The sequence below is a fragment of the Halobacteriovorax sp. DPLXC-1 genome (assembly GCF_036903125.1).
Classification (GTDB): domain Bacteria; phylum Bdellovibrionota; class Bacteriovoracia; order Bacteriovoracales; family Bacteriovoracaceae; genus Halobacteriovorax_A; species Halobacteriovorax_A vibrionivorans.
In genome coordinates, this window is record NZ_JAYMCO010000001.1 from 1,416,671 (window position 1) to 1,443,620 (window position 26,950).

29 protein-coding genes and 1 tRNA gene are annotated in these 26,950 nt (G+C 35.3%); 20 read left to right on the plus strand and 10 right to left on the minus strand.

The window, feature by feature from the left end:
• Positions 1-71: 71 nt before the first annotated feature.
• A complete protein-coding gene (locus VCM44_RS06775) occupies positions 72-1,562 on the plus strand; it encodes a PilZ domain-containing protein (protein WP_334678367.1) in 1,491 nt (496 codons plus the stop codon).
• A gap of 90 nt (positions 1,563-1,652) precedes the next feature.
• Here VCM44_RS06775 and VCM44_RS06780 read toward each other — a convergent pair.
• Positions 1,653-1,739 (minus strand) — tRNA-Leu (locus VCM44_RS06780).
• Between the two features lie 32 nt (positions 1,740-1,771).
• On the opposite strand from VCM44_RS06780, the gene VCM44_RS06785 reads away from it, so the two are divergent.
• Both VCM44_RS06785 and VCM44_RS06790 read left to right on the plus strand, forming a co-directional pair.
• Positions 1,772-3,115, plus strand: a complete 1,344-nt coding sequence (locus VCM44_RS06785; RefSeq protein ID WP_334678368.1) for a hypothetical protein — start codon at positions 1,772-1,774, stop codon at positions 3,113-3,115.
• Between the two features lie 7 nt (positions 3,116-3,122).
• Positions 3,123-4,652 (plus strand): NADH-quinone oxidoreductase subunit C, encoded by a 1,530-nt coding sequence (locus VCM44_RS06790; protein ID WP_334678369.1) that lies wholly within the window; start codon positions 3,123-3,125, stop codon positions 4,650-4,652.
• 75 nt (positions 4,653-4,727) lie between these two features.
• On the opposite strand, the gene aat is transcribed toward VCM44_RS06790, so the two are convergent.
• Genes aat through VCM44_RS06810 form a run of 4 tightly spaced genes read right to left on the minus strand, consistent with a single transcriptional unit; the run spans position 4,728 to position 9,127 of the window.
• Positions 4,728-5,432, minus strand: coding sequence for a leucyl/phenylalanyl-tRNA--protein transferase (gene aat / locus VCM44_RS06795; RefSeq protein ID WP_334678370.1), 705 nt, complete (start codon positions 5,430-5,432; stop codon positions 4,728-4,730).
• A complete protein-coding gene (locus VCM44_RS06800) occupies positions 5,419-6,519 on the minus strand; it encodes an arginase family protein (protein ID WP_334678371.1) in 1,101 nt (366 codons plus the stop codon). The genes aat and VCM44_RS06800 overlap by 14 nt, the downstream gene beginning before the upstream one ends.
• A 14-nt stretch (positions 6,520-6,533) precedes the next feature.
• Positions 6,534-7,487 carry an NAD(P)-dependent oxidoreductase gene (locus tag VCM44_RS06805; RefSeq protein WP_334678372.1) on the minus strand — a complete coding sequence of 318 codons (954 nt, stop codon included), beginning with the start codon at positions 7,485-7,487 and terminating at the stop codon, positions 6,534-6,536.
• 32 nt (positions 7,488-7,519) lie between these two features.
• Positions 7,520-9,127 (minus strand): YiiX/YebB-like N1pC/P60 family cysteine hydrolase, encoded by a 1,608-nt coding sequence (locus VCM44_RS06810; protein ID WP_334678373.1) that lies wholly within the window; start codon positions 9,125-9,127, stop codon positions 7,520-7,522.
• 159 nt (positions 9,128-9,286) lie between these two features.
• Between VCM44_RS06810 and map the strand changes: the two genes are divergently transcribed.
• The gene (gene map / locus VCM44_RS06815; RefSeq protein WP_115363315.1) at positions 9,287-10,057 is read left to right on the plus strand and encodes a type I methionyl aminopeptidase; all 771 of its coding nucleotides are present in this window, start codon (positions 9,287-9,289) and stop codon (positions 10,055-10,057) included.
• A gap of 3 nt (positions 10,058-10,060) precedes the next feature.
• Positions 10,061-10,759, plus strand: a complete 699-nt coding sequence (locus tag VCM44_RS06820; RefSeq protein WP_115363313.1) for a (2Fe-2S)-binding protein — start codon at positions 10,061-10,063, stop codon at positions 10,757-10,759.
• Here VCM44_RS06820 and VCM44_RS06825 read toward each other — a convergent pair.
• Positions 10,752-11,351 (minus strand): hypothetical protein, encoded by a 600-nt coding sequence (locus VCM44_RS06825; protein ID WP_133296975.1) that lies wholly within the window; start codon positions 11,349-11,351, stop codon positions 10,752-10,754. The genes VCM44_RS06820 and VCM44_RS06825 overlap by 8 nt on opposite strands.
• Positions 11,352-11,433: 82 nt before the next feature.
• Here VCM44_RS06825 and tatC point away from each other — a divergent pair, with 82 nt between their 5' ends.
• The 5 genes from tatC to VCM44_RS06850 all read left to right on the plus strand — a co-directional run bounded on the left by tatC (position 11,434) and on the right by VCM44_RS06850 (position 14,832).
• Positions 11,434-12,165: a twin-arginine translocase subunit TatC gene (gene tatC, locus VCM44_RS06830; RefSeq protein ID WP_233500283.1), complete on the plus strand. Its 732-nt coding sequence runs from the start codon at positions 11,434-11,436 to the stop codon at positions 12,163-12,165.
• Between the two features lie 16 nt (positions 12,166-12,181).
• The gene (locus tag VCM44_RS06835) at positions 12,182-12,700 is read left to right on the plus strand and encodes a hypothetical protein (RefSeq protein ID WP_334678374.1); all 519 of its coding nucleotides are present in this window, start codon (positions 12,182-12,184) and stop codon (positions 12,698-12,700) included.
• Positions 12,697-13,677, plus strand: coding sequence for an ADP-glyceromanno-heptose 6-epimerase (gene rfaD / locus VCM44_RS06840; RefSeq protein ID WP_334678375.1), 981 nt, complete (start codon positions 12,697-12,699; stop codon positions 13,675-13,677). Before VCM44_RS06835 ends, rfaD begins: the two co-directional genes overlap by 4 nt.
• On the plus strand, positions 13,667-14,092 hold the full coding sequence (locus VCM44_RS06845) for a FliG C-terminal domain-containing protein (protein WP_334678376.1): 426 nt from the start codon (positions 13,667-13,669) through the stop codon (positions 14,090-14,092). Before rfaD ends, VCM44_RS06845 begins: the two co-directional genes overlap by 11 nt.
• 236 nt (positions 14,093-14,328) lie before the next feature.
• A complete protein-coding gene (locus VCM44_RS06850; protein ID WP_120405005.1) occupies positions 14,329-14,832 on the plus strand; it encodes a TraR/DksA family transcriptional regulator in 504 nt (167 codons plus the stop codon).
• 107 nt (positions 14,833-14,939) lie between these two features.
• Here VCM44_RS06850 and htpG read toward each other — a convergent pair whose 3' ends face one another.
• Complete coding sequence (gene htpG / locus VCM44_RS06855; RefSeq protein WP_334678378.1) at positions 14,940-16,865, minus strand: molecular chaperone HtpG; 1,926 nt, start codon at positions 16,863-16,865, stop codon at positions 14,940-14,942.
• A 172-nt stretch (positions 16,866-17,037) separates the two neighbouring features.
• Between htpG and VCM44_RS06860 the strand changes: the two genes are divergently transcribed.
• From VCM44_RS06860 to VCM44_RS06885, 6 genes are all read left to right on the plus strand, one after another.
• Positions 17,038-17,574, plus strand: a complete 537-nt coding sequence (locus VCM44_RS06860; protein WP_115363296.1) for an asparaginase domain-containing protein — start codon at positions 17,038-17,040, stop codon at positions 17,572-17,574.
• A gap of 20 nt (positions 17,575-17,594) precedes the next feature.
• Positions 17,595-18,275, plus strand: a complete 681-nt coding sequence (locus VCM44_RS06865) for a hypothetical protein (protein ID WP_115363294.1) — start codon at positions 17,595-17,597, stop codon at positions 18,273-18,275.
• Between the two features lie 205 nt (positions 18,276-18,480).
• A complete protein-coding gene (locus tag VCM44_RS06870; protein WP_334678379.1) occupies positions 18,481-20,358 on the plus strand; it encodes a hypothetical protein in 1,878 nt (625 codons plus the stop codon).
• Between the two features lie 59 nt (positions 20,359-20,417).
• Positions 20,418-20,828, plus strand: coding sequence for a methylmalonyl-CoA epimerase (gene mce, locus VCM44_RS06875; RefSeq protein ID WP_115363290.1), 411 nt, complete (start codon positions 20,418-20,420; stop codon positions 20,826-20,828).
• Positions 20,829-20,837: 9 nt separating this feature from the next.
• Complete coding sequence (locus VCM44_RS06880) at positions 20,838-21,575, plus strand: rhomboid family intramembrane serine protease (RefSeq protein ID WP_115363288.1); 738 nt, start codon at positions 20,838-20,840, stop codon at positions 21,573-21,575.
• 110 nt (positions 21,576-21,685) lie between these two features.
• Positions 21,686-21,862: a hypothetical protein gene (locus VCM44_RS06885; protein ID WP_158536912.1), complete on the plus strand. Its 177-nt coding sequence runs from the start codon at positions 21,686-21,688 to the stop codon at positions 21,860-21,862.
• A gap of 52 nt (positions 21,863-21,914) precedes the next feature.
• Here the strand turns inward: VCM44_RS06885 and VCM44_RS06890 are convergent, their stop codons facing one another.
• Positions 21,915-22,817: a LysR family transcriptional regulator gene (locus tag VCM44_RS06890; RefSeq protein ID WP_120404998.1), complete on the minus strand. Its 903-nt coding sequence runs from the start codon at positions 22,815-22,817 to the stop codon at positions 21,915-21,917.
• Between the two features lie 152 nt (positions 22,818-22,969).
• Between VCM44_RS06890 and VCM44_RS06895 the strand changes: the two genes are divergently transcribed.
• A complete protein-coding gene (locus tag VCM44_RS06895; RefSeq protein WP_115363284.1) occupies positions 22,970-23,392 on the plus strand; it encodes a Kazal-type serine protease inhibitor family protein in 423 nt (140 codons plus the stop codon).
• Between the two features lie 82 nt (positions 23,393-23,474).
• Here VCM44_RS06895 and VCM44_RS06900 read toward each other — a convergent pair whose 3' ends face one another.
• Positions 23,475-23,945 (minus strand): flagellar basal body-associated FliL family protein, encoded by a 471-nt coding sequence (locus tag VCM44_RS06900; RefSeq protein WP_115363282.1) that lies wholly within the window; start codon positions 23,943-23,945, stop codon positions 23,475-23,477.
• Positions 23,946-24,115: 170 nt separating this feature from the next.
• Here VCM44_RS06900 and VCM44_RS06905 point away from each other — a divergent pair, with 170 nt between their 5' ends.
• The 3 genes from VCM44_RS06905 (at position 24,116) to VCM44_RS06915 (ending at position 26,650) form a co-directional block, all read left to right on the plus strand.
• The gene (locus VCM44_RS06905; protein WP_158536911.1) at positions 24,116-24,262 is read left to right on the plus strand and encodes a hypothetical protein; all 147 of its coding nucleotides are present in this window, start codon (positions 24,116-24,118) and stop codon (positions 24,260-24,262) included.
• Between the two features lie 126 nt (positions 24,263-24,388).
• Positions 24,389-25,540, plus strand: a complete 1,152-nt coding sequence (locus VCM44_RS06910) for a hypothetical protein (RefSeq protein ID WP_334678380.1) — start codon at positions 24,389-24,391, stop codon at positions 25,538-25,540.
• Positions 25,541-26,650 (plus strand): lipase family alpha/beta hydrolase, encoded by a 1,110-nt coding sequence (locus VCM44_RS06915; protein WP_334678381.1) that lies wholly within the window; start codon positions 25,541-25,543, stop codon positions 26,648-26,650. It begins immediately after the preceding gene.
• Here VCM44_RS06915 and VCM44_RS06920 read toward each other — a convergent pair.
• Complete coding sequence (locus VCM44_RS06920; RefSeq protein ID WP_115363276.1) at positions 26,640-26,918, minus strand: barstar family protein; 279 nt, start codon at positions 26,916-26,918, stop codon at positions 26,640-26,642. The two genes, VCM44_RS06915 and VCM44_RS06920, sit on opposite strands and share 11 nt — an antisense overlap.
• Positions 26,919-26,950 lie beyond the last annotated feature (32 nt).

Sequence of the window (26,950 nt, forward strand, 5' to 3'; positions counted from 1 at the left end):
TAAGCCTTTGTTATTATTAAACTTTAATTAATATCTTACCGATATACTAAGAGTAGTAAAAGAGGATGACTTTGAAAAAGATTATTATTGCAGACACATTAACAGATTTTAGGGAAGTTGATCTCAACGATCTCTATGTTGAGGCGTTGTCTGGAGTCGTTTTTTCAAATCAATATGCTTTTGATTCTGGAAAGGGAATATGGAGTCATTTAAGTGAGCACCAGATTCCTGATGTGGTAAGAAAGGCCCTGCAAAAATCTCCTACAGATTTTGATTGTCCTGAAACTTCGCCAGAAGGTATGGCCATCATTCAAAAAGTTGAAGCACCAAGCACAGACCAAAATGAGTTAGTAGCTATTATTTCTAGGCTAATTAAAGATGAGGTTGGTCAATTACGTGATGAAATGTCTGTAAAAGTGGAAGCAGTTGAAACACGTATTGGTGATGCGATTAAGAATATTCCAAAATCAGCAGCTCGTGAAATAGAAGATAGTGGAGTCGATGCCGTTGAGTACAAGAAAAAGTTTGAAGCATTAAAAGTTAAATATAAGAATCTTTCTGTAGAAAATAAATTGGCCAAGAAGAACCTTTCTAAGGTTATTGCTAAGGCCAAGGCCTTAAATGCTAAACTTGAAGTTGCAGAAAGAGAGCTTGAACATTTCAGAGAATATTCATTAAAAGCTTCTCAAACTCCTACAAATAATGTGGAAGAAGAAGTTTTAGAAGTTACGAATGAAACACAAGAAGTTAATCATCCTGAAGAAGATTTAAAGCCAAAGATTAATATGATCTCTCAAGATGTTCTCATCAGTGACGGCCCAGTTATTGACGAGACTGATGCGAGCGAAGAAGTAACTGGTGAATTTGATATTTCAAGTGGAGGACTAGAGATGGCCTCTTCTAGTCGAGCGCAATCAGACGATGACGAGCTTGAAAGTCTTAATCTAGAAGGCCTTAAAAGTGGTAAGTCTTATGAAATCTCAAATAAGAAGACTTGGTTATATGATACAGGTGCTGGAGTTGTCGGTCCTCTTCGTTTTGATGAGATGCTAGAAGATCTTATCAAAGGAAATATTAAAGGCGACACTCTTGTGAAAAAGAAAGTTGGAGCTTCTTGGGTTCCTTCAAGAGACTGCCTAGAGCTAAATACAAAAGCAGAAAAGATCTTCGATGATCCGCAAAATCCAGAAAATAATAAATACTTAATAGAAAGAACTGAATATCGCGTTGGCCTACAAGAAATTGTTTCGTTCTCTATCCGCGGAGTTCAAAAAGAATTTAAAGGTTATTTAACGAACCTTTCTTTAAGTGGTGGCTTTATTGAAGTGACACAATTTGAAGATGTCTTTACGCAAGATTCAATGGGAACAATCTTTATCTCAGAAGGCCGCTTCGAAAGAGCAATTGCAATTGATTTTACAATTATGCGTACAAGTGCACAAAAGAGACCTAAAGGCCTTGGTATACGTTTTGAAGCAGTTTCAGATACAGTCTTAGAAGTTATTGGTGAGTGTATGCTAGAGATTCTCAATAACGACGATCAAAATAAATCTGCTGCATAAATTTCGCATCGAATAAATCCTGAAATTAATGTTTCTAATAATGAGCTTGATTAAGTTGAATGTTAAGTTGATAATATTAGAATAAAGAAATGGTGGTTCGGGCGGGACTTGAACCCGCACGGGGTTGCCCCCACTGGATTTTAAATCCAGATTGTCTACCAATTCCAACACCGAACCGTTAATTGCGTTTTAAGATTTTGGACTATAATGTGTATATTTGTCAATTCAAAAAAACTACTAAATTCATTTTTCTTTTACTTGCCTTTACTATAATTGGTTGTGCAACAAAAAAAATTGTACTTCCGACGAAAGAAGTTAACCCAAGTTGGTTTGATGCAGGTGAGAAATTTTCCTACAAAAACTATGAAGGTAGAACAATTGGTCATCTATTCTTCGACTTTGCACCACAGATTGATGTAAAAAAACGCCTTGTTGATGTTTTTATTACAACGCCCCGTGATAGTGCCTTCCAATATGACATTGATCTTGTGAGTGGTCGTCTCTACAAAGAAAGAAATTATTGTAAAACTGAAGATATCTGGAAAAATTATTCCTCATCTATTAATAGGCCAAACTTTTCTTGGGCCTATATTCCAAGGCTACTTGGAAGCAATGGAAGACCTCAACGAGTTGCAGTATTTGGCGACTTGAAATATCTCGTTGATGGCAAGTTTCCTAATGAAGAAACAATTCAGGTTCAAGTTATAGGTGGTGTTATCCTTAAGAGTTGCTTGAGTGGTTTATGTGACTTGAGAAACCAGTGGGACTCAGAGGTTATTTTGATAGCAAAGAGTATGCTTGATGAAGATCTTACTAAAGCATATGGGCTTAATTCGTTAAAGAAATATGTTGATTGGGATTATTTTAAAGCATTCCTTGAAAATTCAATGGGTCACAATGATATCGGTCGTACATCAAAAGGCGCTTATCGCTTAGAGTCTCCAATTCTACCAACTAGAGCTTTAAAATACGTCATTAACTCAGGACATTTATTTACAAATAAAGAATTAGCAACCCTAAGAAACTCATGCCAAAGTGTTTATGATAAGGCCTTAAGGGTATTTAAGTCTAAAGAGGGAATCGCTAAGAGATTTCAAAATTATCATAAGAATTATTGGAATAAATTTTTAATTTGTCGTAAATATGTCCGTCACTTTAATATTAAGAATCAGATGAAAGAACATTGGTTAATTGAATATTTAAGTGCATTTGAATATGCAACTGATTCTGGTTATTATTACAATTGTCGAAGTCGCTCATGGGTTAGAAATATCAGAGACTCTAAAGGGGAGTTTGTTGTGGATTCAGCAAAGGAGATTAGAGGCTGCAATGATAGGGAAGTAATGGGAGCTTTCCCATCTGCTATTAGTTTACTAGCTTCTTTGGCCAATGCAAATGCTCCACACTATCGTTATATTGAATATGATAGTGGTGCAGACACATTCAATCAAAAGATTTATAATTGGGTATGGTTTAACGGTAAGAAATTGAGTTGTGATAATTCTAAAGTTAAACAAGTCTTTCCAGTTGATGTGAAGTTTAAATTAAATTAGGTTTTAAATGAAATTTATCAATATATTAGATTCTATTCGTATTTTATCAAAGTCTGAGTTTGCTCTTGAAGCATTTAGACTCAAAGACAATGATCATATTGTCTTTAATAGTTTAACTTGTCTTGATTTAATGAATTCGCAGAAAATTAAAGATGAGTTAAATCTCTTTAACGGAAGATTCTTACTTATCTATCAATTTCAAAACTTATTGGAACACAAAAGATACTTCTATGGAATTAGCCTGAGCTATGGGCAAACAATGTCTTCGTATGGACACTTGTTTAATGCACTAACTTGGCATGAAGCTGAAGTAAATCGAAACTTTGGAATTCATTTCTATCAAAAAGAAGATCGTATTCAAGAAGAAATTATCACTCCTCAAAAAAAGTATCGTTTTGAAAAGGATTCAGGCTCTAGTGAATTATGTAATACTTACTTTAAACAGGCTTCTCTTAGAGGAGAAGGTGTTGAAGTAAGCTTACAAAAGTTTTTAAATCCTGCTTCTAAATCAAAGATGATCTTTGATGTGGACTCTGATAAAGTTGAAAACTCTATTTTTAAATTTCACTTTGATAATCATATAAGCTTTGAAAAAAATATTGAAACAATGACTATTGAAAATGCCATCAACTCAATGTTGGGGACAAGCTTTTCAAATCGTCTAATGGCCTCGTTATTACTTTATGAATTTGATGAATATGTAAATCATAAAAATAAGCGCACAGACTTAAATATTCAAAGAATGTTTACGTTTGAAGTTTTTAGCGCATTAGAAAATATTAAATGCCTTGAAAAGACATTTGCAAAGAGTTCTGTGGCCGAACTTAAATGTATATTTAAATCTCAATATAATAAAATTATGCAACTCTTTGCTCCTGATGGAATTAAAGACCTTGAACAATTAAAGGCCATTTTAGAGATGCAAGATCGTAAATGGCTATATGACATAAGAGACTGCATTCATAATTTTGAAAAAGAATTAGATAAGGCCTATCAAGTTGTTGAAGGAAATGAGCTGTTTTTAAAGTATAAAGACTATTTTAATTCAAATCTTTCGGCACTTGATCATTCACTAAAGTCATATCCTCTACAAAGCTTAGGTTATCATTATAATTTAAAGAAATTTGAGAGTTTTTATGAATATGATGATTTAGACACTCAAGAGTTCTTAAGCCTAAATGGCTCTACTTATGAGTTGTTAATTATTCGTATTAAAGAACTGAGAAATACTTATTCGAATATCATTAAAATTTGTGAAGAATATCCTGTTGTGAAATTAAAATACCAAACACCTTCCTCGGATAGTGAAATAGAGCCTAAATCTGGGCTTTTCTTAGGTGTTACTCAAGTTTCATCTGGAGAGCTAGGTCTCGTACTAAATTTAAATGATGATGGTAAGTTTGATCGCTTGCACTATATTTCTCCATCTGTGACTAATCTTGAGTACTTCAAAAGACGCATCAAGAAATTTGCATTGCCTCAAATGGCATGTGAATGGAATGTTCTTGGCCTAGATGAAGAGGAGATTGTTAAATGATTTTAAAAAAGTCGATTTATAAAAGAAAGTCTCGTATCTTAATATTTTTTAAAAGATTAGCATTATTTATTAATGCTAAAAAGAAAGCTTAATAGCTATATCACTTGCTTTTATTGATGTTGTTGGAAGGTTTAAAATACCTTTGTTAAATAAGGGTGTAATCGCCTTTATAAAATCTATTCGAGGAATCTCAGTTGCTCCAAATGATTCTGTAATAGGTGTAACCATTTGAGTGTCTAAAAATGGTATGCCTTCTTCAATAAGAATACTTAAGATGCCTAGGAGTGCAAGCTTTGAAGCATTTGTCTCTTTAAAAAACATGGACTCACCACTTAGGAAATGTCCAATTTTCACTCCGTAGAGTCCTCCTATCAAGTCGCCATTTTCGTTTTTTACTTCTACGCTATAAGCAAGACCTTGGTGGAAGAAGTTGTAATATCCATCAATAATTTCATCTGTTATCCATGTTCCATCATTTGATTTGGCATGTACTTTTTGACATTCTTTGATAACTCCCAAAAAGTCTTGGTTAAAACTTATCTTCCAATTACATTTTTTTACAAACTTTTTTAAACTACGATTAAATCGTATGTTTTCTTGTAAGATAACTCCTCTTTGCGGTGGTGAGAACCAAGCAAGGGGATATTCTTCAGAAATTGGCCAAGGGAAAATACCACTTTGATAGGCAAGCAGTAGAGAATCGTGATGAAGGTCTCCTCCGATGGCAAGAAGACCCTGTTCATCTGCTATATCGACTGGTGGAAACTCAATTATTGGCATTCGTCATGGCCTCAATCATAAGAGCACTCATTGCGGCACCAACTTCTAATGTTGTTTTGGATCCTTGTTCGCTTAGCCCAACAAGTGGAGCAATTTCAACCATATCAGCACCTGTTAATGAAAATGCATTAGTAAACTCTTTGATCATTATAGCACATTCATGAGGCATAAGACCTTCAGGCTCTGGAGTTCCTGTCGCACTTGCTACGCTCTCATCAAGAGCATCAATATCAAAGCTAATATATATTTCTTCGATGCCTTGTTCTTGTAATTCTTTGATTGATTTAAGAGCAAGCTCTTTTGCTCCTATTTCTTTCACATCCTTTGCCCAGTATTGGTTGATTCCAAATTCTTTTTCCCAATGCTCTTTTGTTTTACCAGTTGAACGAATACCGTATTGGTAACAGTGAGAAGGGCTTTCTAGGTCATCCAGTACATGTGTAAGCCATGAACCAAAACAATAATCAATACCAAGTCTCTCACGTAATAAGTCTGTATGGGCATCAAAATGAATTAGGCCAACTTTTTTACCAAGTGAGCGACGGTTTGTTATCCATGCCTTAACAAGAGGGAAACTTACTGAGTGGTCACCACCAATACTAAAAAGCTTAAGGTTTTGATTGAATTTAAAGACTTCATCAACACTTGCTTTTGCAATACTTAAAGGTGATACACTTAATTCTTTGCCTTTATAGAGTGCATTTTGAGCACTCTTAATTGTTTCGTCATTAAGATATTTATCGTGAAGTAGGTGGGGAATAACTCTGATATCACCAAGGTCAAAACATGCTTTGTAGACTTCTTGATGATCTTCTAAGAGTGTATTTCTTAAAAATAATGGTCCCCAATTTGCACCTCTTTGAATTCCGCCACCACAATCAGATGCGACACCTAAAATAGCGCATCCATCTTTTTGTGAAAGAGATTCTAAACTTTTTCTCCATTTTTTCTCAATTTCCGAAGTTTCTGTACTTTGGTATAGGGATTGAGTGAGCTTATCTTTTCTTTCTTTTGCAGTATTGACGGTAAAAACGCCAAAGCCGGGAGGACAAAGGTAGTCGTTTAGTAAATTTTCTTTGTTACTCATATCGTTATTCCTATTTAAATTAAGAGATTTCCTTTTAATCGATTCTTCATTTGAGCATTCTCGTACTTACTGAGAGTGTTATCTTGCATGAATTCTCTTATAATATTTTTTTCAAAATTAATTATTTCTTCATTTATTCCATTGTAAACACCTGCAATATGAGAGCTAAGCTTTATATTAGAAAGATGTTTAAAAGTAGCAAACTCGATTGGTTCTTTTTCAAATACATCTATGATGGCAAAGGCCTTACGATTCTTAGTTAGAAAATCATTAAGTTGATCTCCGTCAATAAGCTTTCCTCTTGCGGCATTCATTATAATGATCTCTTCTTTTAAAAGAGAGAACACTTCTTCATTAATTATGTGATGAGAACTTTCATTTAAAGAACAGGCCATAATAAGGATATCTGTAGTATTTAAAGCCTGCGCGAAGTATTTTTTGTTATGCGACTTATCTTGGTATGGATCGTAGTAATTGACTCTGCTTCCCAGTGTTTCAAGCGTGTGGCCGACTTTACTGCCAATAGGTCCTTTCCCAATTATTAGAACATTCTTTTCGTTTAAGAGGTTACGTCGAAACCGCCTCGATTCATCCCATTCTTTTGTAATCGGAATCTTACCGAGATGATTTAACAGGGATTGTATGTAAAATTGGGCCACGGCATTTGCTCTTATTTCATTTCCTAGAATAATTGGAAACTGAGCTTCTTTAATGAATTTATAACTGAAATTATCATATCCAGAGTTTGGGTGAATCCAAAGTGCAATATTTGCATGAGAAAGAGATTCTACAATTTCTTCATTCTTTGTGTAGCTTGTGGAAATAACGATGACTTTCTTTCCATCAGGTATCTCTATACTTGTGTCGACGTACTTTATCCCTAGTTTACTAAGGGCATCTCTTTCATTTATACGAAAGCTTTCACCTTGGTAACTCGATATTTCTGGCCGATAGAGATAGTATGTCATGCCTCTAATTTAGCAAGTTTTTTACTACTTTACTACAGGTCGTTGTAGATTAGAGGCTTATCATATGTGGTGCATCGTCTATGGTAACGAGATGCACGATTATTCGCATGGCGATATGTCGTAACTGTTCGACATTTCTTTTCTTTCTTCGTGAAAAGGTCCTCTTGCGCATTGTAATCGATATCAAGATTTGAAGCCATTTCAACTTTAGAGACAAGATTTAATCTACGATCACGTTTTGCCTTAAGTGATAAAATAAAATCGACACCAGAGCCTTTTGTAAAAGCATTTTGAATGATTTCATCTGGTGAAATAGTATGACGTCCCAGAACATAGCTTGTTGGCCATCTCTTATAACCAAATGCATGGTATGGAACTTCTGAACATACAACCTTATCTAATGTTGAGATATCAAAATTAAAGTCATATTCTTTCCATAGCTGCTCAAGTGCTACTTCAGCAGTCATTCTTGCTTGCCATTTATCATTAAGAATGTTTCGGTCGCGAATTATTGTAATCTCATCGATTTCTAGAAAGTCCTCTAGTGAAACCATACGGCTTCCTGGACGAATCGATTCAACAATTGTTTTTCCTTGGCGGATAAGGTGATGATACTTGCGAACAAGAGGTGCATCCCATAAACCGTATTGTTTTAATTGTTCTTCAGTTCCTAAATAGATGGCAATGTGACCAAAGTGTCCTGGAATGAAAAAGTCTGTTGCCGCAAAAGGTGTTTTTTCAGCAATAATATCAAGGGGTCTTAAAACTTTATAAAGTTCATTAACGGCAACTTTATGGTTTTTCATGTAACCATGACGAAAGCGAATTGCTCCAACAAAGTTTCCAAAAAGACCTGATACAAAGTTTGTCGTTCGATTCCAGATTTCAACAAACCATGTTCCAACATTTTGAAGCTTTAATTTTGGGATTGTTCTTCCTAGTATCGTTTGCTCAATATTGTGTTGTTCTAATATTACGACGGCCTTTGTTACTGTCGGATTAAGTAACTTCAAATAGTAGTAGTGATTATCCACAAAACGATTAGCTTCAAATTGCAGGCTTTGTGCAAATTGATCTGTTTGTGGAATCTCTGAGAACTTCTCCATAACAGCTTTCTGTTTTGGATTATTGATCATATTAAAAATTTCAACCGCAACTTTCTTTACCTCGTTATTCTTAAAGAAGATCTCAACTGCTGATCGGTATAATTTAACATAATTAATTTTAACGATTAGACTTGCTAGTCGTTGTTGGGCAGTCGCGATTTCATTAACTTTAGATGATGTTTTGAATGTATTTGTAAATAAACTCGTCTTCTCTAATAAGAGGATAGTTGAGTTCATAAGGGCCCTCATAATCGAGAGATCTTCGCCCTTTATTGGAAGATTATTTACAGCTCTTTTATGGAGAGTATTCGCATATTGTCTTGCTATGGCCTCTAGCTTCTTTGCTTGCTCATTAATCTTCTGATATTGCGCTAATTTTTCATATGCACCAGACTTGTTAAATGTTGTCTGATTTACCTTGTCGTCAATTTCATGGAGGGCCATGATTGTGGACTTCATATTCTGCTCAGCATGAACCTGAGAAGTTAGAAGGATGACTAAACTTAGAAAAATGGTAGTTAAAATATTATTCATGTAATAATTTCCCTAACTTACGTTAACTTGAATCAGCTTATTTATGCCATTTTTAACGCTACATGTCCTCCCGATTGTAAAATTTTTGTAGTATCTATTCTTTCCAAGTATTTTCTATGTTAAAAGGATGTATATTTAAGGACTTACAATAGAGGATAAATAATGATTTCAATTAAATCAAAGCGTGAAATTGAGCTTATGAGAGCAACGTCGAAGCTAGCTTCTTCGACTTTAGAATATATCGAACAATTTATTAAACCTGGTGTAAGTACTGAAGAGTTAAATGATCTTTGTCATGAATATATTATAAAAAATGGTGCGTACCCATCTCCATTAAATTACCACGGGTTTCCAAAGTCTGTTTGTACTTCTCTTAATGAAGTTATCTGTCATGGAATCCCAAATAAGAAAGATGTATTAAAAGACGGTGATATTTTAAATATTGATGTAACAACGTATTTAAATAAATTTCACGGTGACACAAATAAAACATTCCTTGTAGGTAATGTAAGTGAAGAAGCTAAGAAGCTAGTTGACATTACATACCAATGTACAATTGAAGGAATTAAGCAAGTTCGCCCAGGTGGTCATATTGGTGACATCGGTGCGGCCATTATGGAAATAGCTCACGATCACGGTTATTCAGTAGTTGAAGATTATTGTGGCCATGGAATCGGTAGAGAATTCCACGAAGATCCTCAAGTTGTTCACGTTGGAAAACGTGGAAAGGGCGCAGAGATGAAGCCGGGGATGACTTTTACAATTGAGCCTATGATTAATATGGGTGTTAAAGACTGTAAAACTCTCAAAGATGGCTGGACTGTAATCACACGTGATAAGAAATTATCGGCACAATTTGAACATACAATTTTAGTTACAGATTCTGGTTTTGAAGTCTTAACATTAAGAAGTGATGAGGTTCATCCTTAATAAATGAATACTTCACTTATCGCACCTGATTTAAGAACTAAAAGGCCTTGCTTAATTGAATTAAGGTTTTCGAAATTTAATCAGGTTCGCGAATTCTTTATTGATACCGAAAATGATGAACTCAAGAATTATCTTGGTGATCTCTTATCTAGTGTCCAACAAAATAAATCTTCCCTAAGTGAAGTTATCCTAAGCTACCTTCAAAACGATGAGAGATTTAAAGTCGAATTATTTGATTTCTATAAAGAAGTTCTAATGTACTTTAATCCAAATCAAGGGCTTGTTATTGATACAAGTGAAATTCTTTGTCGCTGTTTTGGAATTACTCGTAATGAAGTACAAAACTTAATATCTAATGGTGCAAAGGACTTACTCACTATCACAAACTTAACGAAAGCAGGTGGAGGTTGTGGTAGTTGTGCTGTTGATATTAGGCCAATGCTTAAAGGACAAGGCAGCGAACGTAAGATTCCAGAAGTTACTTTTTTAAATATGAAAAAAGAAAAAGTAGCAGGGAAGAGCCCAGTCGATTTTCTTAGAGAAGATCTCTTTCCTTTTACGGATAAGTTAAATGATATTGATGTCGAAGGATTAGTTGGAAATCATCTCTATGTTGTTGGAGATGAGGATAGTGAGTCATCTTTAAAATTAAAAGACTTCTTGGCCCAAAAAGATAAGACGATTAGTTTGTTTTTTATTTAACTGCTTTCGTTGGCTTCTTTTGGCACTTCTTTAAGATCTGATCTATATTCTCAAGTGAGTCATAAAGACGTAGAAGGTCTTCTTTTGAACCTTTTAATGCAATTGAATCTATCTCTTCTTCCAAATAGCGAAACCTAGAATAGAATTGAGTAAGGCCTGGAATATTCTTTGTCAGGCAGTCAGCGCTTGCCGCTTGCATTTGAATCTTTGACATATATTGCATAAGAACTTTGATGGATTTCTTTCTAAATTCATCATAGGTTACCATGGCAAATTGCACGCCTGCATCACCCTCATCTTCTTTAAAGTTAAAAAGTCCTTTCTTTCCTAAAGTCATTGCTTTTAAAAGTTTTAAAGAAGGGCTCTGTTCTGGATGGGTACAATATTTCTTGTAATTTCCTGCTGCTAACTCTGGATTCCCAACAGATGAAATCTCATTAATCATAATTTGATTTAGATGATACTTTGGGCCAGTGTAGTGTTTTTTTGCATAGAAACTTTCTTCTTTACCAAGGCAAAGAAGAATTGTCTGAGCACTTGCTTGTGCAGGCATAAATATGAAAAATAGAGTGATAATTAAAAAGTATTTCATTCGCGTTTGTTATGTTAAATTAATACAGTATAATTATTTTACTTTAAGACTAAATTAAAAACTAGGGTAAGTTTTGAAAGAAATGGGTTTGATCGACCATTTAGAAGAATTACGTAGCGCATTGGTAAAGATATTAATTATTATTATGGCCGCCTTTGTCGCTTGTTATGCCTATGGAGACTTAATTCAAGAAATCCTACTAGCACCCCTAAGAGAAGCTTTAGGTGGTGACACTGGTGGAAAGGTTGTCTATTTAGGCCTTCTTGATAAAGTTCTTTCTCAATTTCAAGTTGCTTTCTATTCAAGTGTGATTCTTTCATGCCCACTTTGGTTCTATCAAGTTTGGAAATTTATAGCACCAGGCCTTTATGATCATGAGAAAAAGGCCGTAAAGCCCTTTATCGTTATTGGTCTCTTTCTTTTTGCACTTGGTGTATCTTTTGGTTACTTCATTGTTTTTCCTTTAACTTTCCAAACTCTCATGAGCTTTGGTGTTCAAAATGTTGAAGCAACAATTGCACTTAAAGACTATCTGGTCCTTTCTAGTAAGGTATTAGTGTTCTTAGGTCTTATATTTCAACTTCCAAATGTAATGCTTATTCTAGGCTTTATGGGAATTGTAACAAAGCAATCTTTGGCAAAGATGCGACGCTATGTCTATGTGGGCTTTGCTCTTGTCTCAGCGATGCTAACTCCTCCAGATGTTATTACAATGATGGGATTATGGGCACCTCTTGTTGTTCTCTTTGAAGCTGGGATTTTGGCCGTTGCGTTAATCGTGCATCCATATCTTGCTCGTCATCACATGAAATAATCGGTATGATTTCTCTATGAAATCATTAATGAAAAAGAAACACGTCTTATTATGTTTAATTTTTGGTATTTGCTTAGCATGGTTTTTTGCCACAGCATTTATTGACTTTATCGCCGCTCCAAATATTTTTCGAAATGTGAGCTCTCTTAAAGAAGCGGGAACGTTAGGTGGGATTATATTTACATCATTTAATATAATCGAGATGATCTTTGCCATTGCTCTTATCTTTTTTACAATTCTTTATAAGAAGAAAGGATCAAAAGCAACGATCATACTTAAAGTTCTGGCGGCTTCAACTTTAGTTCTAGCAATTGTTTATACGACGACATTATCTCCTGGTATCAGAGATACAAATATTGCTAAATCTAATTACACTCACACTGATGAAGAATATCAAGTTCTTGAAGAAAAACTTAGAACTTATCATAACCTCTATGTAAAACTTGATAGCTATAAATTACTCGCACTTCTTACTATGTGTGGGATAAGCATTACAGGGCTGGCCAGATTAGAAACGAAAGAAGGTGAGGCATGATCTTAGTTACAGGTGGTGCTGGATTTATTGGAAGTGTCTTAGTTGCCAAACTAAATGAAAAAGGCCGTGAAGATATTATTATTGTTGATCGTTTTGATCACAAAGATAAGTGGAAAAACTTTAGGGGACTTAAGTACGCTGAGTATTTCCATGCCGATGAATTCTTTGATATCGCTTTAGAAGAAGTACATAAGTCGATTTCTTTCATTTATCACATGGGAGCATGCTCATCGACGACTGAGATGGATATGGACTATCTTATGGTTAATAATGTTGGCCATTCAAAGTACTATTTTGAATTGGCCAGTGATCTAGGAATCCCATTTATCTACGCTTCAAGCGCTGCCACTTATGGTGATGGTGAACTTGGTTATGAAGATAAAGAGGAAGAAATCGGTAAGCTTAGGCCACTAAATCCTTATGGTTATTCAAAGCAGCTATTTGATGAATGGGCCTTAAAGCAGGAGACTAAGCCAAAGCACTGGTTTGGTTTAAAGTTCTTTAATGTATATGGCCCTAATGAATATCATAAAGAAGAAATGCGCTCTCTAGTTCACAAGGCATTTGGACAAATAAATGAGACAGGCCAGGTAAAACTATTTAAGTCTCATAAAGATGGCTATGAAGATGGTAAACAACTTCGTGACTTCGTTTATGTCAAAGATGTTGTCGATGCTATGATTGAATTATCAGATAAAGAAATGGCCAAGCATTCTGGAATTTATAATATTGGAACTGGAAGGGCCGATAGTTTCTTAAATCTTGTCAATGCAACATTCAAGGCAATGGGCCTAGAACCAAAAGTCGAGTTCATCGATATGCCTATGCACCTACGTAAGCAATACCAATACTATACTCAAGCTGATATGGAGAAGTTTAGAGGAATTCTTCCTAACTTCGACTTTCGCATTGTAGATGAGGGGGTTGAAGATTACGTTAAGAACCATCTTATGAAGGATAATCCTTATGTCGAATAAGAAGGAGAGTGGATTTAAGTCAATTCTTGAGGCCATCTCTTTAATGAACAAGGAAGAGAAGGATACTCTTATAGGTAACCTCTCTCGAATGGATGCTCAATTGGCCCAAAAACTTAAGGCCAATATGTATCGTCTTAAAGATCTTCTTTATATAACTCCAAAAATGCTAAGTGAATTTCTAAGAGAAGTTAAAACTGAAAGTTTTGGAAATGCTCTTAAGGTGGAAGATGAAGAGGTTCGTAGCGCAATTCTTGCTAAGCTGCCAAAGAGTATTCGCCAAGATGTTGAATTCTACATTGATAAGAAGGTCCCAAAATCTCATGCTTTTGAGGCCCATCGTGACGTTATGGCCGTATTCACTCAAATGATCGATGATGAACGCCTTATTATCTCCAAAGACGATAAAACCGTCTAATCTCAATTAAAATCACCTAGTGGTGCGTTATGACAGGGGCGAATCAGGCCCAAATACGCCAGAATGACACCAAATCTTACATAAATATGACTAAATCTCTAGATTACTAAGACAAAAACTTGGCACGGCCGTTGCATTATACATTGGCAGAGAAAGGAATCTCTCTAAAGTTCTCAGGAAGAAAGCTTTAGTTAAGACGTGATGGACTACTTATTTTTAGATTGGATGGAGATACTATGAACATTGAACAAAAAGAACATTTCAAAAATCTTTTTATTAATCTTAAAAATCAACTGGTCAATTCAACAGGAAGTGTCGAGCAAGTTTTAACTAATCAGGCCAGTGGTGACATCATCGACCAAACTTCTAATGAGAGAGATGCTCAACTAAAATTAAAACTAATGGGAAGGGATAAATTTCTTCTAAATAAAGTAAACCGCGCACTTGATAAAATCGCAGCAGGAACCTTTGGTGAATGTGAAGAGTGTGGTGACAATATCTCAATGAGAAGATTACACGCTCGTCCAATTGCAACTTGTTGTATTGCATGTAAAGAAGAGCTTGAAAGAGAAGAGAACTCTCGTACATACGAAAAACGCTCTCATACAAATGGAAATAAACTGAGCGCACATAACAAAAATGTTGGATTCAATCATGCTGATGGTATGGATGAGAAAACAAATGTTGTCTCAATTGAAACATTTGCAAGAAAGTTCGATGAGAAGAACGCAGCTTTTTAATAATTAGAAATAAAAGGGATATATAAAAAGGCCAGCTATGAAGCTGGCCTTTTTTTATTTCCAGGAAGGTATGCCTATCGACTTTAGGCAAAAGCCTTAGTCGACATTTACTGACTTAGTTGACTTGATAGTTCACTAATGAGGTCTTGTGATCGTTTTACAAATGAATCACGCTCTTCTGGTTTTAGGCCCTCACTTGAGATACCTGCAAGGTCTTGTACGTGAACACATAACTTCTTAGCAAGTTCTTCATTCTTACCACTTGTGTGAAGTTTATATGCACTTTGAACAAGTGGGTTTGTTGCATTAACAACTAGTGTCTTCTTGATTGGGAATTGTTGTCCTCCACCCATTGACTGAGTCATTTGAGCAAAGCGCTTCATTGATTCATCAACCTTGAAATAAGCTGGAGTTGTGGCACTTGCAATGCGACCAATCTCAAGGCCACGATCACTTGGTGCTTCACCTTCTTTTTCTTCAAGTTTGATATCAAGGAATTTCGCAAACATCTCTTTAACTTTAATATCGTCTTCAGAAGTTGCTTCACTTGCAAGTAGGTTTTCAATTTCACTATCAACACTTACAAATTTGATCTCAACTTCTTCTTCACCTTTTTTGAATTTCTTCATTTCTGAGTGTTGAATAAAGTGTGGATCAATATGATTATCTGTTTCAAGTGCAGTTAATCCAACTTCCTTAAGCTGTGCTAATAATGATTGATTAGCATTCTCTTTTTCAAAGTAGAGTACTTTTCCTTTCATCTTTTCAGCATAGTCAGCTGGAACAGATTCAAGATACTCATTAAGAGTAACAAACTTGCCTTCATTTGTTTTAAATAGGGCACGCTCACGCATGATCTTGTCAAACTTCTCATCAGAAACACATCCGTACTTAACGAAGAGTCCGATATCTTCCCAGATGCTCTCGTACTTTTCACGGTCTTTCTTATTAAGTACTTTTAGGGCCTCAGCAACTTTTTTCACAATATAATTTGAAATCTTTCTTACGTTTGGATCACCTTGAAGAGATGAACGTGAAACGTTAAGTGGGATATCGTGTGAGTCAATAGCACCTTTTAGAAGTCCTAGGAATTCAGGGATGATATTCTTTACGTTATCAGATACAAATACCTGACGGCAGTAAAGGCGAATATTCTTATCACCAACTGGCTTCATTGGATTATATTTTGGGAAGAATAAAATACCATTTAAAGTAAATGGGTGATCAACATTTAGGTGAATCCAAAAAAGTGGCTCGCCGTCCATTGGAAAGAGTTTACGGTAAAGACCTTTGTAGTCTTCATCTGTTAATTCTTTTGGATCACGCTTCCAAATTGGATTAGTATCATTTACGATAATTGGCTCAACATCTTTACCCTTGTCTTCGCCGTCTTCAATCTTTTCGTTTACGTCACGAAGAGAGATTTCATAAGGCATGAAATCACAGTGATTAGAAAGAGTTTCATTTAGTTTCCACTTATTTAAGAATTCCTCTGAGTCTTCATTGATGTGAAGAGTGATTGTAGTCCCAACTTCTTTCTTATCAGAGTCTGAGAAAGTATATTCTGTGTCACCTTCACAAGTCCATTTCGTTGCCGTTGCTCCTTCATTCATTGATAGAGAGTCAACTTCTACTTTTCCTGCAACCATAAATGCCGAGTAGAATCCAAGTCCAAACTTTCCAATGATGTCTTTATTTGATTCACCACCAGCATCTTCCATTTTTTTGATAAATTCTTCTGCACCTGAGAAGGCAAGTTGAGCAATGTACTTTTCAACTTCTTCTTCAGTCATTCCGATCCCATTGTCAGTAACAGTAATCGTCTTTGCTTCTTTATCAACAGCAACTGCTATCTTTCCTGTTGGAATTTCTAATCCTTTTTGGCGGCCAAGTTCAGCACGCTTTGTAATGGCGTCACTTCCATTGGCAATGAGCTCACGAATGAAGATATCATGCTCAGAGTAAAGCCATTTTTTGATAATTGGGAAAATGTCACTTGTAGCTACGGAAATTTGTCCTGTGCGGTTAGTCATTTGTACTCCTTATATTAATAATCAAATAGATAAGTGTCTTACAGCTATAACATGGTATGCTTTTTATAGGCGTCAAGGGTATTGGCCAAAAAAATTACATAAGATCTTAAAATCACTGATAAAACAATGTATAACTAAGTTCATTATTAGAATTCTTTAAAAAGGGTAGTTCATGGATAACCATGTTCAAAATATTCAGCTGATTTCAACTGGTGGTACCATTGAGAAATCATATAGTGAAAGTGATGGCTCACTTAAGAATCGTGATTCATTCATTCGACAAACTATTATCGATCGCCTTAGGCTTCCATATACGAAGCTTCACATCATGAATATCATCAATAAAGACTCTCTTTATTTTACCGATTACGATCGCCAAGTTCTTCTAAAAACGATTAAGTCTCAACTCGAGAAAAATATTCCTCTTATAATCCTTCATGGTACAGATACCATGGCAAAGTCTGCAAAGTTCGTTTATGAAGCATTAGACGGAGCAAAAGAGCTAGATGTTCCAATTATTTTTACCGGTGCAATGAAGCCGATGGGCTTTGTTGATAGTGATGCCTTTCAAAATGTTACAGAAAGTCTTTATGCTGCTAAAATAGTAGATGCTGGCATTTATATCTCTTTTCATGGACAATTATTTAAAGTCCCTGGTGTGAGAAAGAATCACGCAAAACGTACGTTCGAATATATTGACGACGAATAAAGAAGCATTTGGAGTATGCAATGGATATGCAAGATAACTCAGAAATAGAAACAGTAACATCAAGCCAATATGGAATCATTGAAGCAATGTATGATGCTATTAGTATAATGAAAGAGCGTCTTGGCCCTTATTCTATTCTCTTTGTCTTCTCATTTCTTTTAAAAGCATATGCTATATACAATGCTAACTTAGGGGATATGGCAACTGATATGAAGATCATTGAAGCGGCCATCGTCAATGTTCTCGGTGCTGTTTTTCAATCTGTTTTAATTTTGAATTTCTTCTTCTTTGCTCTCAATGGCCTAGACTTTAAGATAAAGAAAGTCTTATGGGATATACCGACATATGTCTTCTTTGGTTTTTTAATGAGCTTATTAACTGTTTTAGGTTTTGCCCTGTTTGTTATTCCCGGCCTTTATGTCATGTATTTCTACATGGCCCTGCCAATGGTTGCGATTCTCTTTGATCAAGAAGGTGAATCAAATTTTAAGATCACAAAGACAAAGGTATCAAGTCTTGGTGGTACGTACGCAATTTACTTTGTTCTGACGATGATTATCTCTGGTGTTGGCACTATCGTTACAAATTATGCTCCAGGAACAGGAATTCCAATGGGAATTCTCTACATTTCTTGTCTGATTTTGACTCTTGTTCAGGATGTTATGGCCGGCCTTGTTGTCGCCCTCTTCAATAAAGCATAAGTATCTGAATATTGGTGTTTTTCGACGCCAGCTCTCGTTGGCAGGGGCTTCTACGTTACAATTCGTAATTTCAGTAGGTTAACTGAATTTAGGCAGTTTTTTCACGTTAAAGGTTAATATTTACTTAGGGTTAACTTAATTGTCAGTTAACTCGATAAGTTGAGGGAAGACTATCAACTTACAAAAGGTACTTAAGGCCAAAGTGATGATGAAAAAAACGATTACATTTCTATTAATGCTTACTCTCTTTGCTTCATGCATGGAGCAGCCTCGTTCAAGAAGAGCGAGTCTTGACTCACCAACTGATTCAATAGGTGATGGAAGTGGCAATAATGGGTCTTCTGGTGGAAATAATGCCACTGATGGAGATACTGAGGTCATCACAAATATTCCTGAAGATACGGCCGTTGAGATTACGCAAATTATTGATCCAAATACAGGCTCTTTTAAAAAGAAAGTTTCAATTCCAAAGGACTTTAGAGGAAAGCTTCATCTTACGGGGCTAAATATTTCTTCACTTAAAAATCGAGTTATTAAAGGTCGCTTCTACTTTGGACGTGAGCGCACACCAATTGAATTAGATGGTGTTGTTGGTCAAGTTCCTGGGGAAGGGATCACTCAATATTCTACTATTAATGTCATTACTTTTGATATGGCAGCTAGAAAATTTTCTGATATTCGTCTTCTATATAGTCTCTTTGATTATAATGACTACGATAGTGATACAGCTGAGGATGTTATAACTGATCCGACAAATGCTGGACTTTACTGTCGCGGCCTTCGTTTAGAAGATGATCCTACTTTTACACCTTCTATTAGCCATCCATATTGTGATCAAGCAGGTGATGTTTGTCTCTATGCATATGCTGGTGTTGGTGATCAAACTCTTTGGCGTGAAGAAAATGTCGATGGAGAAATTGTAGAGAGAACTAATATTCCAACTTATGAACAAATTGATATTGATGGAAATTTACTTTCAGGTGAGCCTCTATCAAATAATCTTTTAAAGTGTCTTCCTGATCGTAATGACAGTTCGATGTTTCAAAGCTTATTTGGTGTAAATCATCCCGTAAATATTGGTACGACTTTAACTCTTGGTGGAAATCAATATGAGTATCGTGGTCCATATCGTATCTTCAATGAAGATGAATGGGAGATTAAAGGCGCCGCAATTTATCAACAAGGATCTGTACCTAGTGGTGTTTTTAAAGCACCTTTGGCCGGAGCAAGTTCATTTTCTAATGTGGCAGCAGGTATGCAGTCATATATGTTTCCAAGGGCCGGAAAGATTAATTATCAAACAACGGGGATTCAATACTTAGGATCAGATTCACCATTTTCTAATCGCTCAGTTCAAACACTTAACTCAGCAGGTGATACAAAGTATATGGATGGGTGTAATATTCGTGCCAAAAATTATAATGCGACAACTGGTGAGACAATTTCAAGTTGTAATGTAACTGGAACAATTGAACTTTTCACAATGGAAAATGGTTCAGAGGTTCAAATTGCAGTTACAAAAGATATTAAACTTCAACTTCTAAAATCGGGCCTAGGAGCTCAAGATGGTTATGATTACAATTCTCTAAAGTCTTGTAATGGAAACCGTGAATGTGGTTCTGGAGAGTGTTGTTTTAATAATCGTTGTTATTCAAGATCGATTGTCGGTCAGTGTAGCGATGATTACGATTCAACAGGAAACCAGCCGACAGGTCAAAGTTGTAACTCAGACTTTGACTGTTCATCTCTGTGTTGTAACGGTTCAACTAATACATGCCAAGATCACGTAAATAATGACTTTGAACAAGTTCTTTGTTCAAAAGTTCCAAATCAATCATGTGTGTCGAAGGAATTTTGTCGAATTGAATACGTTCGTCAATGTTACTTAATTCGCATCAATGATCCAAATAATTCACTGACATGTGCTAAGCGTTGTTATTCAGTGCCTACATTTGGGGATTGTGTTTCAGGATATTGTAAACCTCCTGTAACGCCTCAAGAACCGGCAGCTCCAACAACACCGGCCGATTGTGCAGGGGATAATGTTCTTGATAACCCACCATTTAATTTAAGTGATTTATAGTCAGCTTGCTAAGGGGGAGTGACTTTCTTATAATGCTTAAAAATTAAGTGGAGAAGATTATGTTTAATAAAGATTGTTTCCTTGATCATATTGCTATCGCAGTAGAGAATCTTGATAATGCAGAAAAAATATATCGTGACTTAGGTTTAACTTTTAACCACCGAGAAGTTGTCGAAGATCAACAAGTAACAACTTCATTTGCTCATATTGATGAAAACGCTCATGTTGAATTGCTAGAGCCGATTGATGGAAAAGGGCCAATTGCTAAGTATCTTGAGAAGAAAGGTCCAGGGATTCACCATATGTGTTACCGTGTTCCTGATGTGACAAAAAAGTCCCAAGAGCTTCGCGATCTAGGTTATAATTTATTATATGAAACACCACGCCAAGGGGCGAATAATTGCTTAGTAAACTTTATTCATCCAAAGTCTACAGGTGGTGTTTTAATTGAAATTGCTCAAAAAATGTAAGGAGAAATAATGCAACAAATGTACTTACCACCGCTAACGAAAGTTAATAAATATCTCATTGGTATTTTAGTGGTTTCATTTGTCTTAGGGGCCGTTTTTGCAAAGGCTTTTGATATTTCTCTTGTGGCCATTCTTGGCCTTGATGTAGCAAGTTTAAAATCTGGTTTAATTTATAAGATGGTGACTTATCCTCTTGTGAGTACAGGTCTTTTTAACGTTGTCTTCACTGGGCTTTTATTTTGGTTTCTTGGTAGTGATCTTGAAGCGCGCTGGGGATCACGACGCTATATTCACTATCTATTAATTGCGACATTTGTAAATGCTTTTGCTTACTCGTTATTTGCAATCTTTATGGGTGGTGCTTCATTAAATTATCCATTTCATGGTATGGCCTTTTTATCGTCTGCTATGTGTGTGAGTTATGCCGTGATCTACCCAGATCGAATTTTTCAATTCTTTATGATTATCCCAGTTAAGGCCAAATACTTTTGTTTAATCCTGGCCGGGATGAATGTTTATCAAGGTTTCTTCTCTCCTGGAGGAGCTCAGGCGTTTGGAAATATTGCTTCAATGATTTTTGGTGCAGCATTTGTTTTTGGTATGAGAGGACTTGGTTTTTATCTTAGAGATCAAGTTGGTAATCTTAAGAAGAAGCAAGGCAAGGTAAAGAAGAAGCGCAAGGGCCATCTCAGATTAGTGGATGATGAAGAAAAGCCTAATCCAGATGAGCCGCGTTATTGGCAATAAGCTCAAATATCCAGCAAGTTATTGATTACTTTAGACTTTGCAAAGCTTGTAACACATGATATAAAGCTACATTATTACGTTTATAACTCAATTTTACATAAGGAAAATCCATGAGACTTTCAAGAGCTTTAGAAGAAAAAATTCTAGACCTAAGATTAAGAGATAAGCTTATTGCTGAAGGTAAAGTAACACAAGCACAAGTAGATGAGTTTTTAAACTCTCTAGGTGATGATGAAGCTAACGTGACAACTACTGATGAGTCACAAGCTCCAGGAATGAAAAAGTAATTTTCAATTCATTTTCATATATGAAGGCCACCTTATAGGTGGCCTTTTTTATTTAAATATTTTCTGTTAGATATTCAAATAGACTCAAGGCCACAGGCCCCATTTTTCTAGCATTTAGATAAGCGAGATTTAACTCGTTAATCATATGATCTTTCGTACCATTAAATTGTAATAACTTCTTTGAGTTATCAGATCTCTCAAGAACGTGCAAAGGTAATACTGAGATACCAACACCTGCTAAGGTGAGCCTTAGAACACCTTGAACATCCATTAATTGTGCTTTTGCTTCAGTTTGAAAACTCTTTTTAAAGTGATACTTAAACCAACTTGTAATTACTGGAGCACCTTCTAGATAGGCGATAAAATCAAGATTATCCGTTTTTTTAAACTTAGTCTCACTAGTTAATCTATGCTCTTTTGCATAGTCATGAGAACAGCAAAGAATGAGCTTTTCTGAAGAAAGATTCTTCGTTGCAATTTGTTTAGGAAAATTAAAGCTATCGGTAATAGCGAAGTCGAGTCCACCATTTAATAGCAGCTGACTTTGTCTTGCGGCGTGATCGTAATTAATACGGATAGAAACTTCTGGATGCAGCTTTAACCACTGGCCTATAATTGGTAGAACCCTATTATTTCCAAACTCAATTGGAAGACCAATATTTAAGATACCCTTAAGTTTATTCTTCTTTGCTGAAACTTCGCTTAATGCATCCTCTAGCCCTTGAAGTGCTCTCTTGCAATTCTCAAAGAGTAGGTGAGCCTGTTCTGTGGGAAGAACCTTTTTATTTATCCGATCAAAGAGACTTATTTGAAGTAAGCCTTCAAGAGATTTTATATGTTGAGAGACTCCTGGTTGAGTCATGGCAAGGTTTTTTGCCGTCTGAGACATATTCTGGGTTTGATAAACCTCAAGAAAGACTCTTAGTGTCGGAATGGAAATATGATCAATATTCATAATTTCAGCTACTTATTACTAGTTCTTTGTATGAACTATAACATATAATTATGGATATTGATTAGTATATATAATTTTTACTAATTTATATTCTGATCTATAACTCTCTCACAAACAAGATAAGACTTAGATTCTTTTTTAGGGAGAACGTTATGAGCAAATTAATTTCAATTATTCTACTAGCAGTTGTTGCAACAAACATCAGTGCAAAAGAGATTATTCTTAACGGTGACTTAATTGATTCTCAGTCTTTTACTGGAAGAATTTTCAAAGTGATTATCACTGAGGAAAATGAAGAAGTTAAACTTGTTAATGAGTACTTTGAAGCACAAAGTTGTGAAAACGGTGAATTCGCACTTAAAGAAGAGTCTCTTGGAAAATATCGATTAGAAGCAGTTCTTAACTGTAAGAATTGGGTTGATCAACCAGAAGAGACACAGTTTTGCCCAGAGATCTTCTCACCAGTTTGTGGTGCAGTAAGTGGTATTGACGGTGATATGCTAATTAATTATTCAAATTCTTGTGAATTATATAGAGCAAAGGCCATCTTCGTAAAAGAAGGGTCTTGCGAGTAATTTAAAATTCCCTTTTTAAATTCCTTTAAAGTGTTGTTGTCTAAGGCCCGTGTTCCCTCGCGGGCCTATTCATTTAAAAACCTTATTGTACGACAAATTTAGAGTAGAAGACTTCTTTTACAACTCGTTTTTTCACTAGCTCATTAATTCTTTTTTTAATTCGACTTTCAAAAATGAGTTTTCCTGATAGAGAGTTGAGCTCTTCTGGAGAGATGGCCGCAGCAACATCAATTACGATATCGTAGATTTGAGGCTTATATTGATCAAGAATTTCACTGTCATCTTGATTAAAGAGTACAAGGTTAATTTGTACGTCTAGGAATCTAAGTCTTCGAGTGGCAGATTCTAAATTGAGAGTTATCTTGTCGAGAACATATGTTGAAGGGAAGTTTAACTCGCCAAAGTCTTCCTTTAGTGATGTTAATTCTTTCTGATTACTAGGAAGTTCTTTTTTATAGATCACATTGGTATAAACAAAGACTCCAACTGTCGCAATTGTCGTCAGTAGAGTTAGGGCAATAATGATTTGATCAAGTAGTTTTCTTCCTGTCATAACTCTATAATATCATAGTTATTTTAGTGATTTAACTGCTCATATTATGGGTAGAAAATACTAGCAAATAGATGTTTAAAACCGAGTGAAGCGCTTGGTCTATCATCGACAAGAATTTTAGTTTAAAATATATATTCAATATAAATTTCTCAAGGATGTGGAGAGTTCTCATGGGTAAGTCTCAAAAGAATAAGCGTAAGAAAAAGTACGTAATGAATAAAGAATCTAATAAAGCGAATAAAAGTTCTAAAATGAATACATGGATCTTAGTGGCCATGACAGTTGTAGGCGCAGGTGTTGTCATCTACCTATCGTAATTTTAGATACTTGAGAATTTCTCACTGCATTAACCCTCTTAAATTTTTGTGATTGTGTTTCAATTTTGCTAGCATTTTTCTTCACACACGCAAAATATTGGAAAATAAAAGTTTAAAGAGGGATAAATGTTTAAATTGATTTCACTTCTATCGGCATGTTTAGTTGCTACTACTGCAATGGCCGAGATTTCAGACCTTAATCAAAATCAAATTGAAAGAATTCAACAAGAAAAAGACTACGTTGGAGTCATTAATCCTATGTCACTAGAGTTAGCAAGCTCAAATGATGATATTACATCTGGTGGATTCAACGATCTAATGAAATATGTTGTAGCGACACCTGATCAAGAAGATGCTGGTTCATGTCTTTATATGTCACATACTGGTGTCGTCGAGTGGTGGTATAACAGATTAAATAACTTAACTGGATCTCGTAAGGTGGACTTTGCTGAACGTTACTACATGTCTTTAAAGACTGAAAAAACAAATCAGGAAGAAATTGATAATTGGAGAACTGATAATATTCGCCGAATTAACAAAAGTTCAATCTTCTTTAGTAATAAAGATTACCGTTTTACTAAGGGTTACTATAAAAGAGTTGATGGTAAACGCGTTGTTACTGATAAAGAAGATGAAGATGCGAGCTATGGTACATCATATAATTGGATTAATTTAACTGATGAAATCTCAAAAGATGCAAATGTATTTAAGCTTCCAAAGTTTAAAAGGGAAGTGCTATTTGCAGATGCTGAACGTGACCAGTGGGCCGTAGGTAAGGCGCCAAAAGATATCGTTGAAAGAATCAAGAATGCTCTTCATAAAAGAAATGCACCTGTTCTTGTCATCTACAATCATAAAGGCTTTTGGCATGCAAATTATATCTTCGGCTATAATGACAATGCAGATACAAAGGGATGTCCTTTTACAACTTCTTTTATAACACGTATGCAAGAAAAGTATGACTACTGGATTGAGAAGTCACAAACAACAGAGTCTGATAAATGGCGTCAGAAGTATCTTGGATATGCTGATAAAGCAAAAAGAAGAGAAGCCGCTGTTAAGAATCGCTTAGAAGAAGTTGGTGGTTGTGCAAAAAAAGGTGTCTTCTATGTTAGAGATTCAATTTATGGAACAGATACTATGCCAGAGTATGATTATGACTTCTCTCAAAAAGGTGAAGAAGGGCATTTAAATGCACCTTTAATTGCTCGTGAGTTTGCTTGGGTACAAACGACACTTAATCATGCTATTCAGATTTACCCAGAAGGTATGGAGTAATTGAAAAGAAGTTCTTTAAACTTTTTAATATTATTTTTTTTACTTTTTTCTATCTCTGCTAGTGCCGAATGTGGCACTAGCAAAAATCATATTGTTTTCATTCATGGAATAGCCAGTAACAAAGGAGCCTTTGGTTACTGGGACCAATATGTACAAAAATTTCATAAAGATGAATGTTTAAGTTCACACTTCTTTGAATATGATACTGGAAATAATAGATTATCTTTAAATGACTTTGTTGAATCTTTTGATGAATTCATGCATCAAGAAAGCTTATCTGAAGGTAAGATTAAAATTGTTGCTCATTCTCAAGGAGGGCTGATAACTCTTTATTGGTTAAAGAGAATGCTAGATAATAATGATACTATTAGATTTCGTGTAAATGGCCTTATGACGATGGCGACACCTTATTACGGTGCTAAAATAGCAAATCTTGGTTACAGTCTTGGAACATTTATTTTGCCGATACTTGGAAAAAAAGAGCTAAAAGATATGAGGATTGGCTCCAAGCAAGTAATGCAAACTTATGAGTTATTTAATAATAAGGACTTTCTTTCATATCTTAAAGATCTAAATTATATTTCAATCTCAGCACTGTTTGCTCCAAATCTCTTTGATGTAGAGGGTGATTTTGCAGTAGCGCCTTATAGTTCAAATCCTAATGTCGTTCTGGGAAATAATATTTCAAAGCACTATAATATTCACGGAGTGCATTTGAGATTTAATCTTCCGCGAACGCCTGCTACCACTTATGTTACAAAGACATGCTTAGAAAAACCTGAGCTTTGTAAAAACTCAAGTCTAGCTATATTTGAAAAAGAGTTTCTTTCACAACAATATGTTTCAATTGATAAAGCCGAAGATATAAATACCTTTGCGGTCTACTTGAAATTTGAAAAAGGCTCTTTACCAAGTGGCCCAATATTTGTTGGAAGTAAGGGGATTCTTAGAGGTCTTGCTATTAAGTTTCATCATATTCGCGATGGGCTTTATTATTATAAAGGAAGATTGTCTTCTGGTGATTCGAAAGGCTATTTAAGAACATATATTGATGGAAATAAAGTTTTAATACCTGTTAAGGCATCTCGAAGTACATTTATCACTCGTTAATATAGAATTTAAACTCACTATGTTGGGAAGCAACTAATTCAAATATTTCTTTTAATCGATCAAAATCATTTCCAAGTTTTAATTGGGCCTCTTTTGCATTTGCCCAATAAACACTTAAATTTTTATCAGTATATGTTTGAAGAAACTCATAGAGTTCATCGAGATTATTTTGGTAAAAAGAAGGGAAGTTAAATAGTCGGCCACATTCAGATAGGTAATCCTCAAGTGTTTCTAGTCCATTTGAATTTAACTCAATTTCTTTTCTCATTTACTTACTTTTTATTTGCTTGATATCTAAAT

Bases quoted from the DNA above. Each gene is read 5' to 3' on its own strand.
- rfaD (WP_334678375.1), top strand. From the start codon at position 12,697: ATGATCTTAGTTACAGGTGGTGCTGGATTTATTGGAAGTGTCTTAGTT.
- VCM44_RS06825 (WP_133296975.1), bottom strand. From the start codon at position 11,351: ATGAAATACTTTTTAATTATCACTCTATTTTTCATATTTATGCCTGCA.
- VCM44_RS06835 (WP_334678374.1), top strand. From the start codon at position 12,182: ATGAAATCATTAATGAAAAAGAAACACGTCTTATTATGTTTAATTTTT.
- VCM44_RS06810 (WP_334678373.1), bottom strand. From the start codon at position 9,127: ATGAATAATATTTTAACTACCATTTTTCTAAGTTTAGTCATCCTTCTA.
- VCM44_RS06900 (WP_115363282.1), bottom strand. From the start codon at position 23,945: ATGACAGGAAGAAAACTACTTGATCAAATCATTATTGCCCTAACTCTA.
- tatC (WP_233500283.1), top strand. From the start codon at position 11,434: ATGGGTTTGATCGACCATTTAGAAGAATTACGTAGCGCATTGGTAAAG.
- VCM44_RS06820 (WP_115363313.1), top strand. From the start codon at position 10,061: ATGAATACTTCACTTATCGCACCTGATTTAAGAACTAAAAGGCCTTGC.
- VCM44_RS06885 (WP_158536912.1), top strand. From the start codon at position 21,686: ATGAGACTTTCAAGAGCTTTAGAAGAAAAAATTCTAGACCTAAGATTA.
- VCM44_RS06890 (WP_120404998.1), bottom strand. From the start codon at position 22,817: ATGAATATTGATCATATTTCCATTCCGACACTAAGAGTCTTTCTTGAG.
- VCM44_RS06920 (WP_115363276.1), bottom strand. From the start codon at position 26,918: ATGAGAAAAGAAATTGAGTTAAATTCAAATGGACTAGAAACACTTGAG.
- VCM44_RS06895 (WP_115363284.1), top strand. From the start codon at position 22,970: ATGAGCAAATTAATTTCAATTATTCTACTAGCAGTTGTTGCAACAAAC.
- mce (WP_115363290.1), top strand. From the start codon at position 20,418: ATGTTTAATAAAGATTGTTTCCTTGATCATATTGCTATCGCAGTAGAG.
- VCM44_RS06805 (WP_334678372.1), bottom strand. From the start codon at position 7,487: ATGACATACTATCTCTATCGGCCAGAAATATCGAGTTACCAAGGTGAA.
- htpG (WP_334678378.1), bottom strand. From the start codon at position 16,865: ATGACTAACCGCACAGGACAAATTTCCGTAGCTACAAGTGACATTTTC.
- VCM44_RS06870 (WP_334678379.1), top strand. From the start codon at position 18,481: ATGATGAAAAAAACGATTACATTTCTATTAATGCTTACTCTCTTTGCT.
- VCM44_RS06860 (WP_115363296.1), top strand. From the start codon at position 17,038: ATGGATAACCATGTTCAAAATATTCAGCTGATTTCAACTGGTGGTACC.
- VCM44_RS06865 (WP_115363294.1), top strand. From the start codon at position 17,595: ATGGATATGCAAGATAACTCAGAAATAGAAACAGTAACATCAAGCCAA.
- VCM44_RS06905 (WP_158536911.1), top strand. From the start codon at position 24,116: ATGGGTAAGTCTCAAAAGAATAAGCGTAAGAAAAAGTACGTAATGAAT.
- aat (WP_334678370.1), bottom strand. From the start codon at position 5,432: ATGCCAATAATTGAGTTTCCACCAGTCGATATAGCAGATGAACAGGGT.
- VCM44_RS06910 (WP_334678380.1), top strand. From the start codon at position 24,389: ATGTTTAAATTGATTTCACTTCTATCGGCATGTTTAGTTGCTACTACT.
- VCM44_RS06880 (WP_115363288.1), top strand. From the start codon at position 20,838: ATGCAACAAATGTACTTACCACCGCTAACGAAAGTTAATAAATATCTC.
- VCM44_RS06800 (WP_334678371.1), bottom strand. From the start codon at position 6,519: ATGAGTAACAAAGAAAATTTACTAAACGACTACCTTTGTCCTCCCGGC.
- VCM44_RS06790 (WP_334678369.1), top strand. From the start codon at position 3,123: ATGAAATTTATCAATATATTAGATTCTATTCGTATTTTATCAAAGTCT.
- VCM44_RS06850 (WP_120405005.1), top strand. From the start codon at position 14,329: ATGAACATTGAACAAAAAGAACATTTCAAAAATCTTTTTATTAATCTT.
- VCM44_RS06845 (WP_334678376.1), top strand. From the start codon at position 13,667: ATGTCGAATAAGAAGGAGAGTGGATTTAAGTCAATTCTTGAGGCCATC.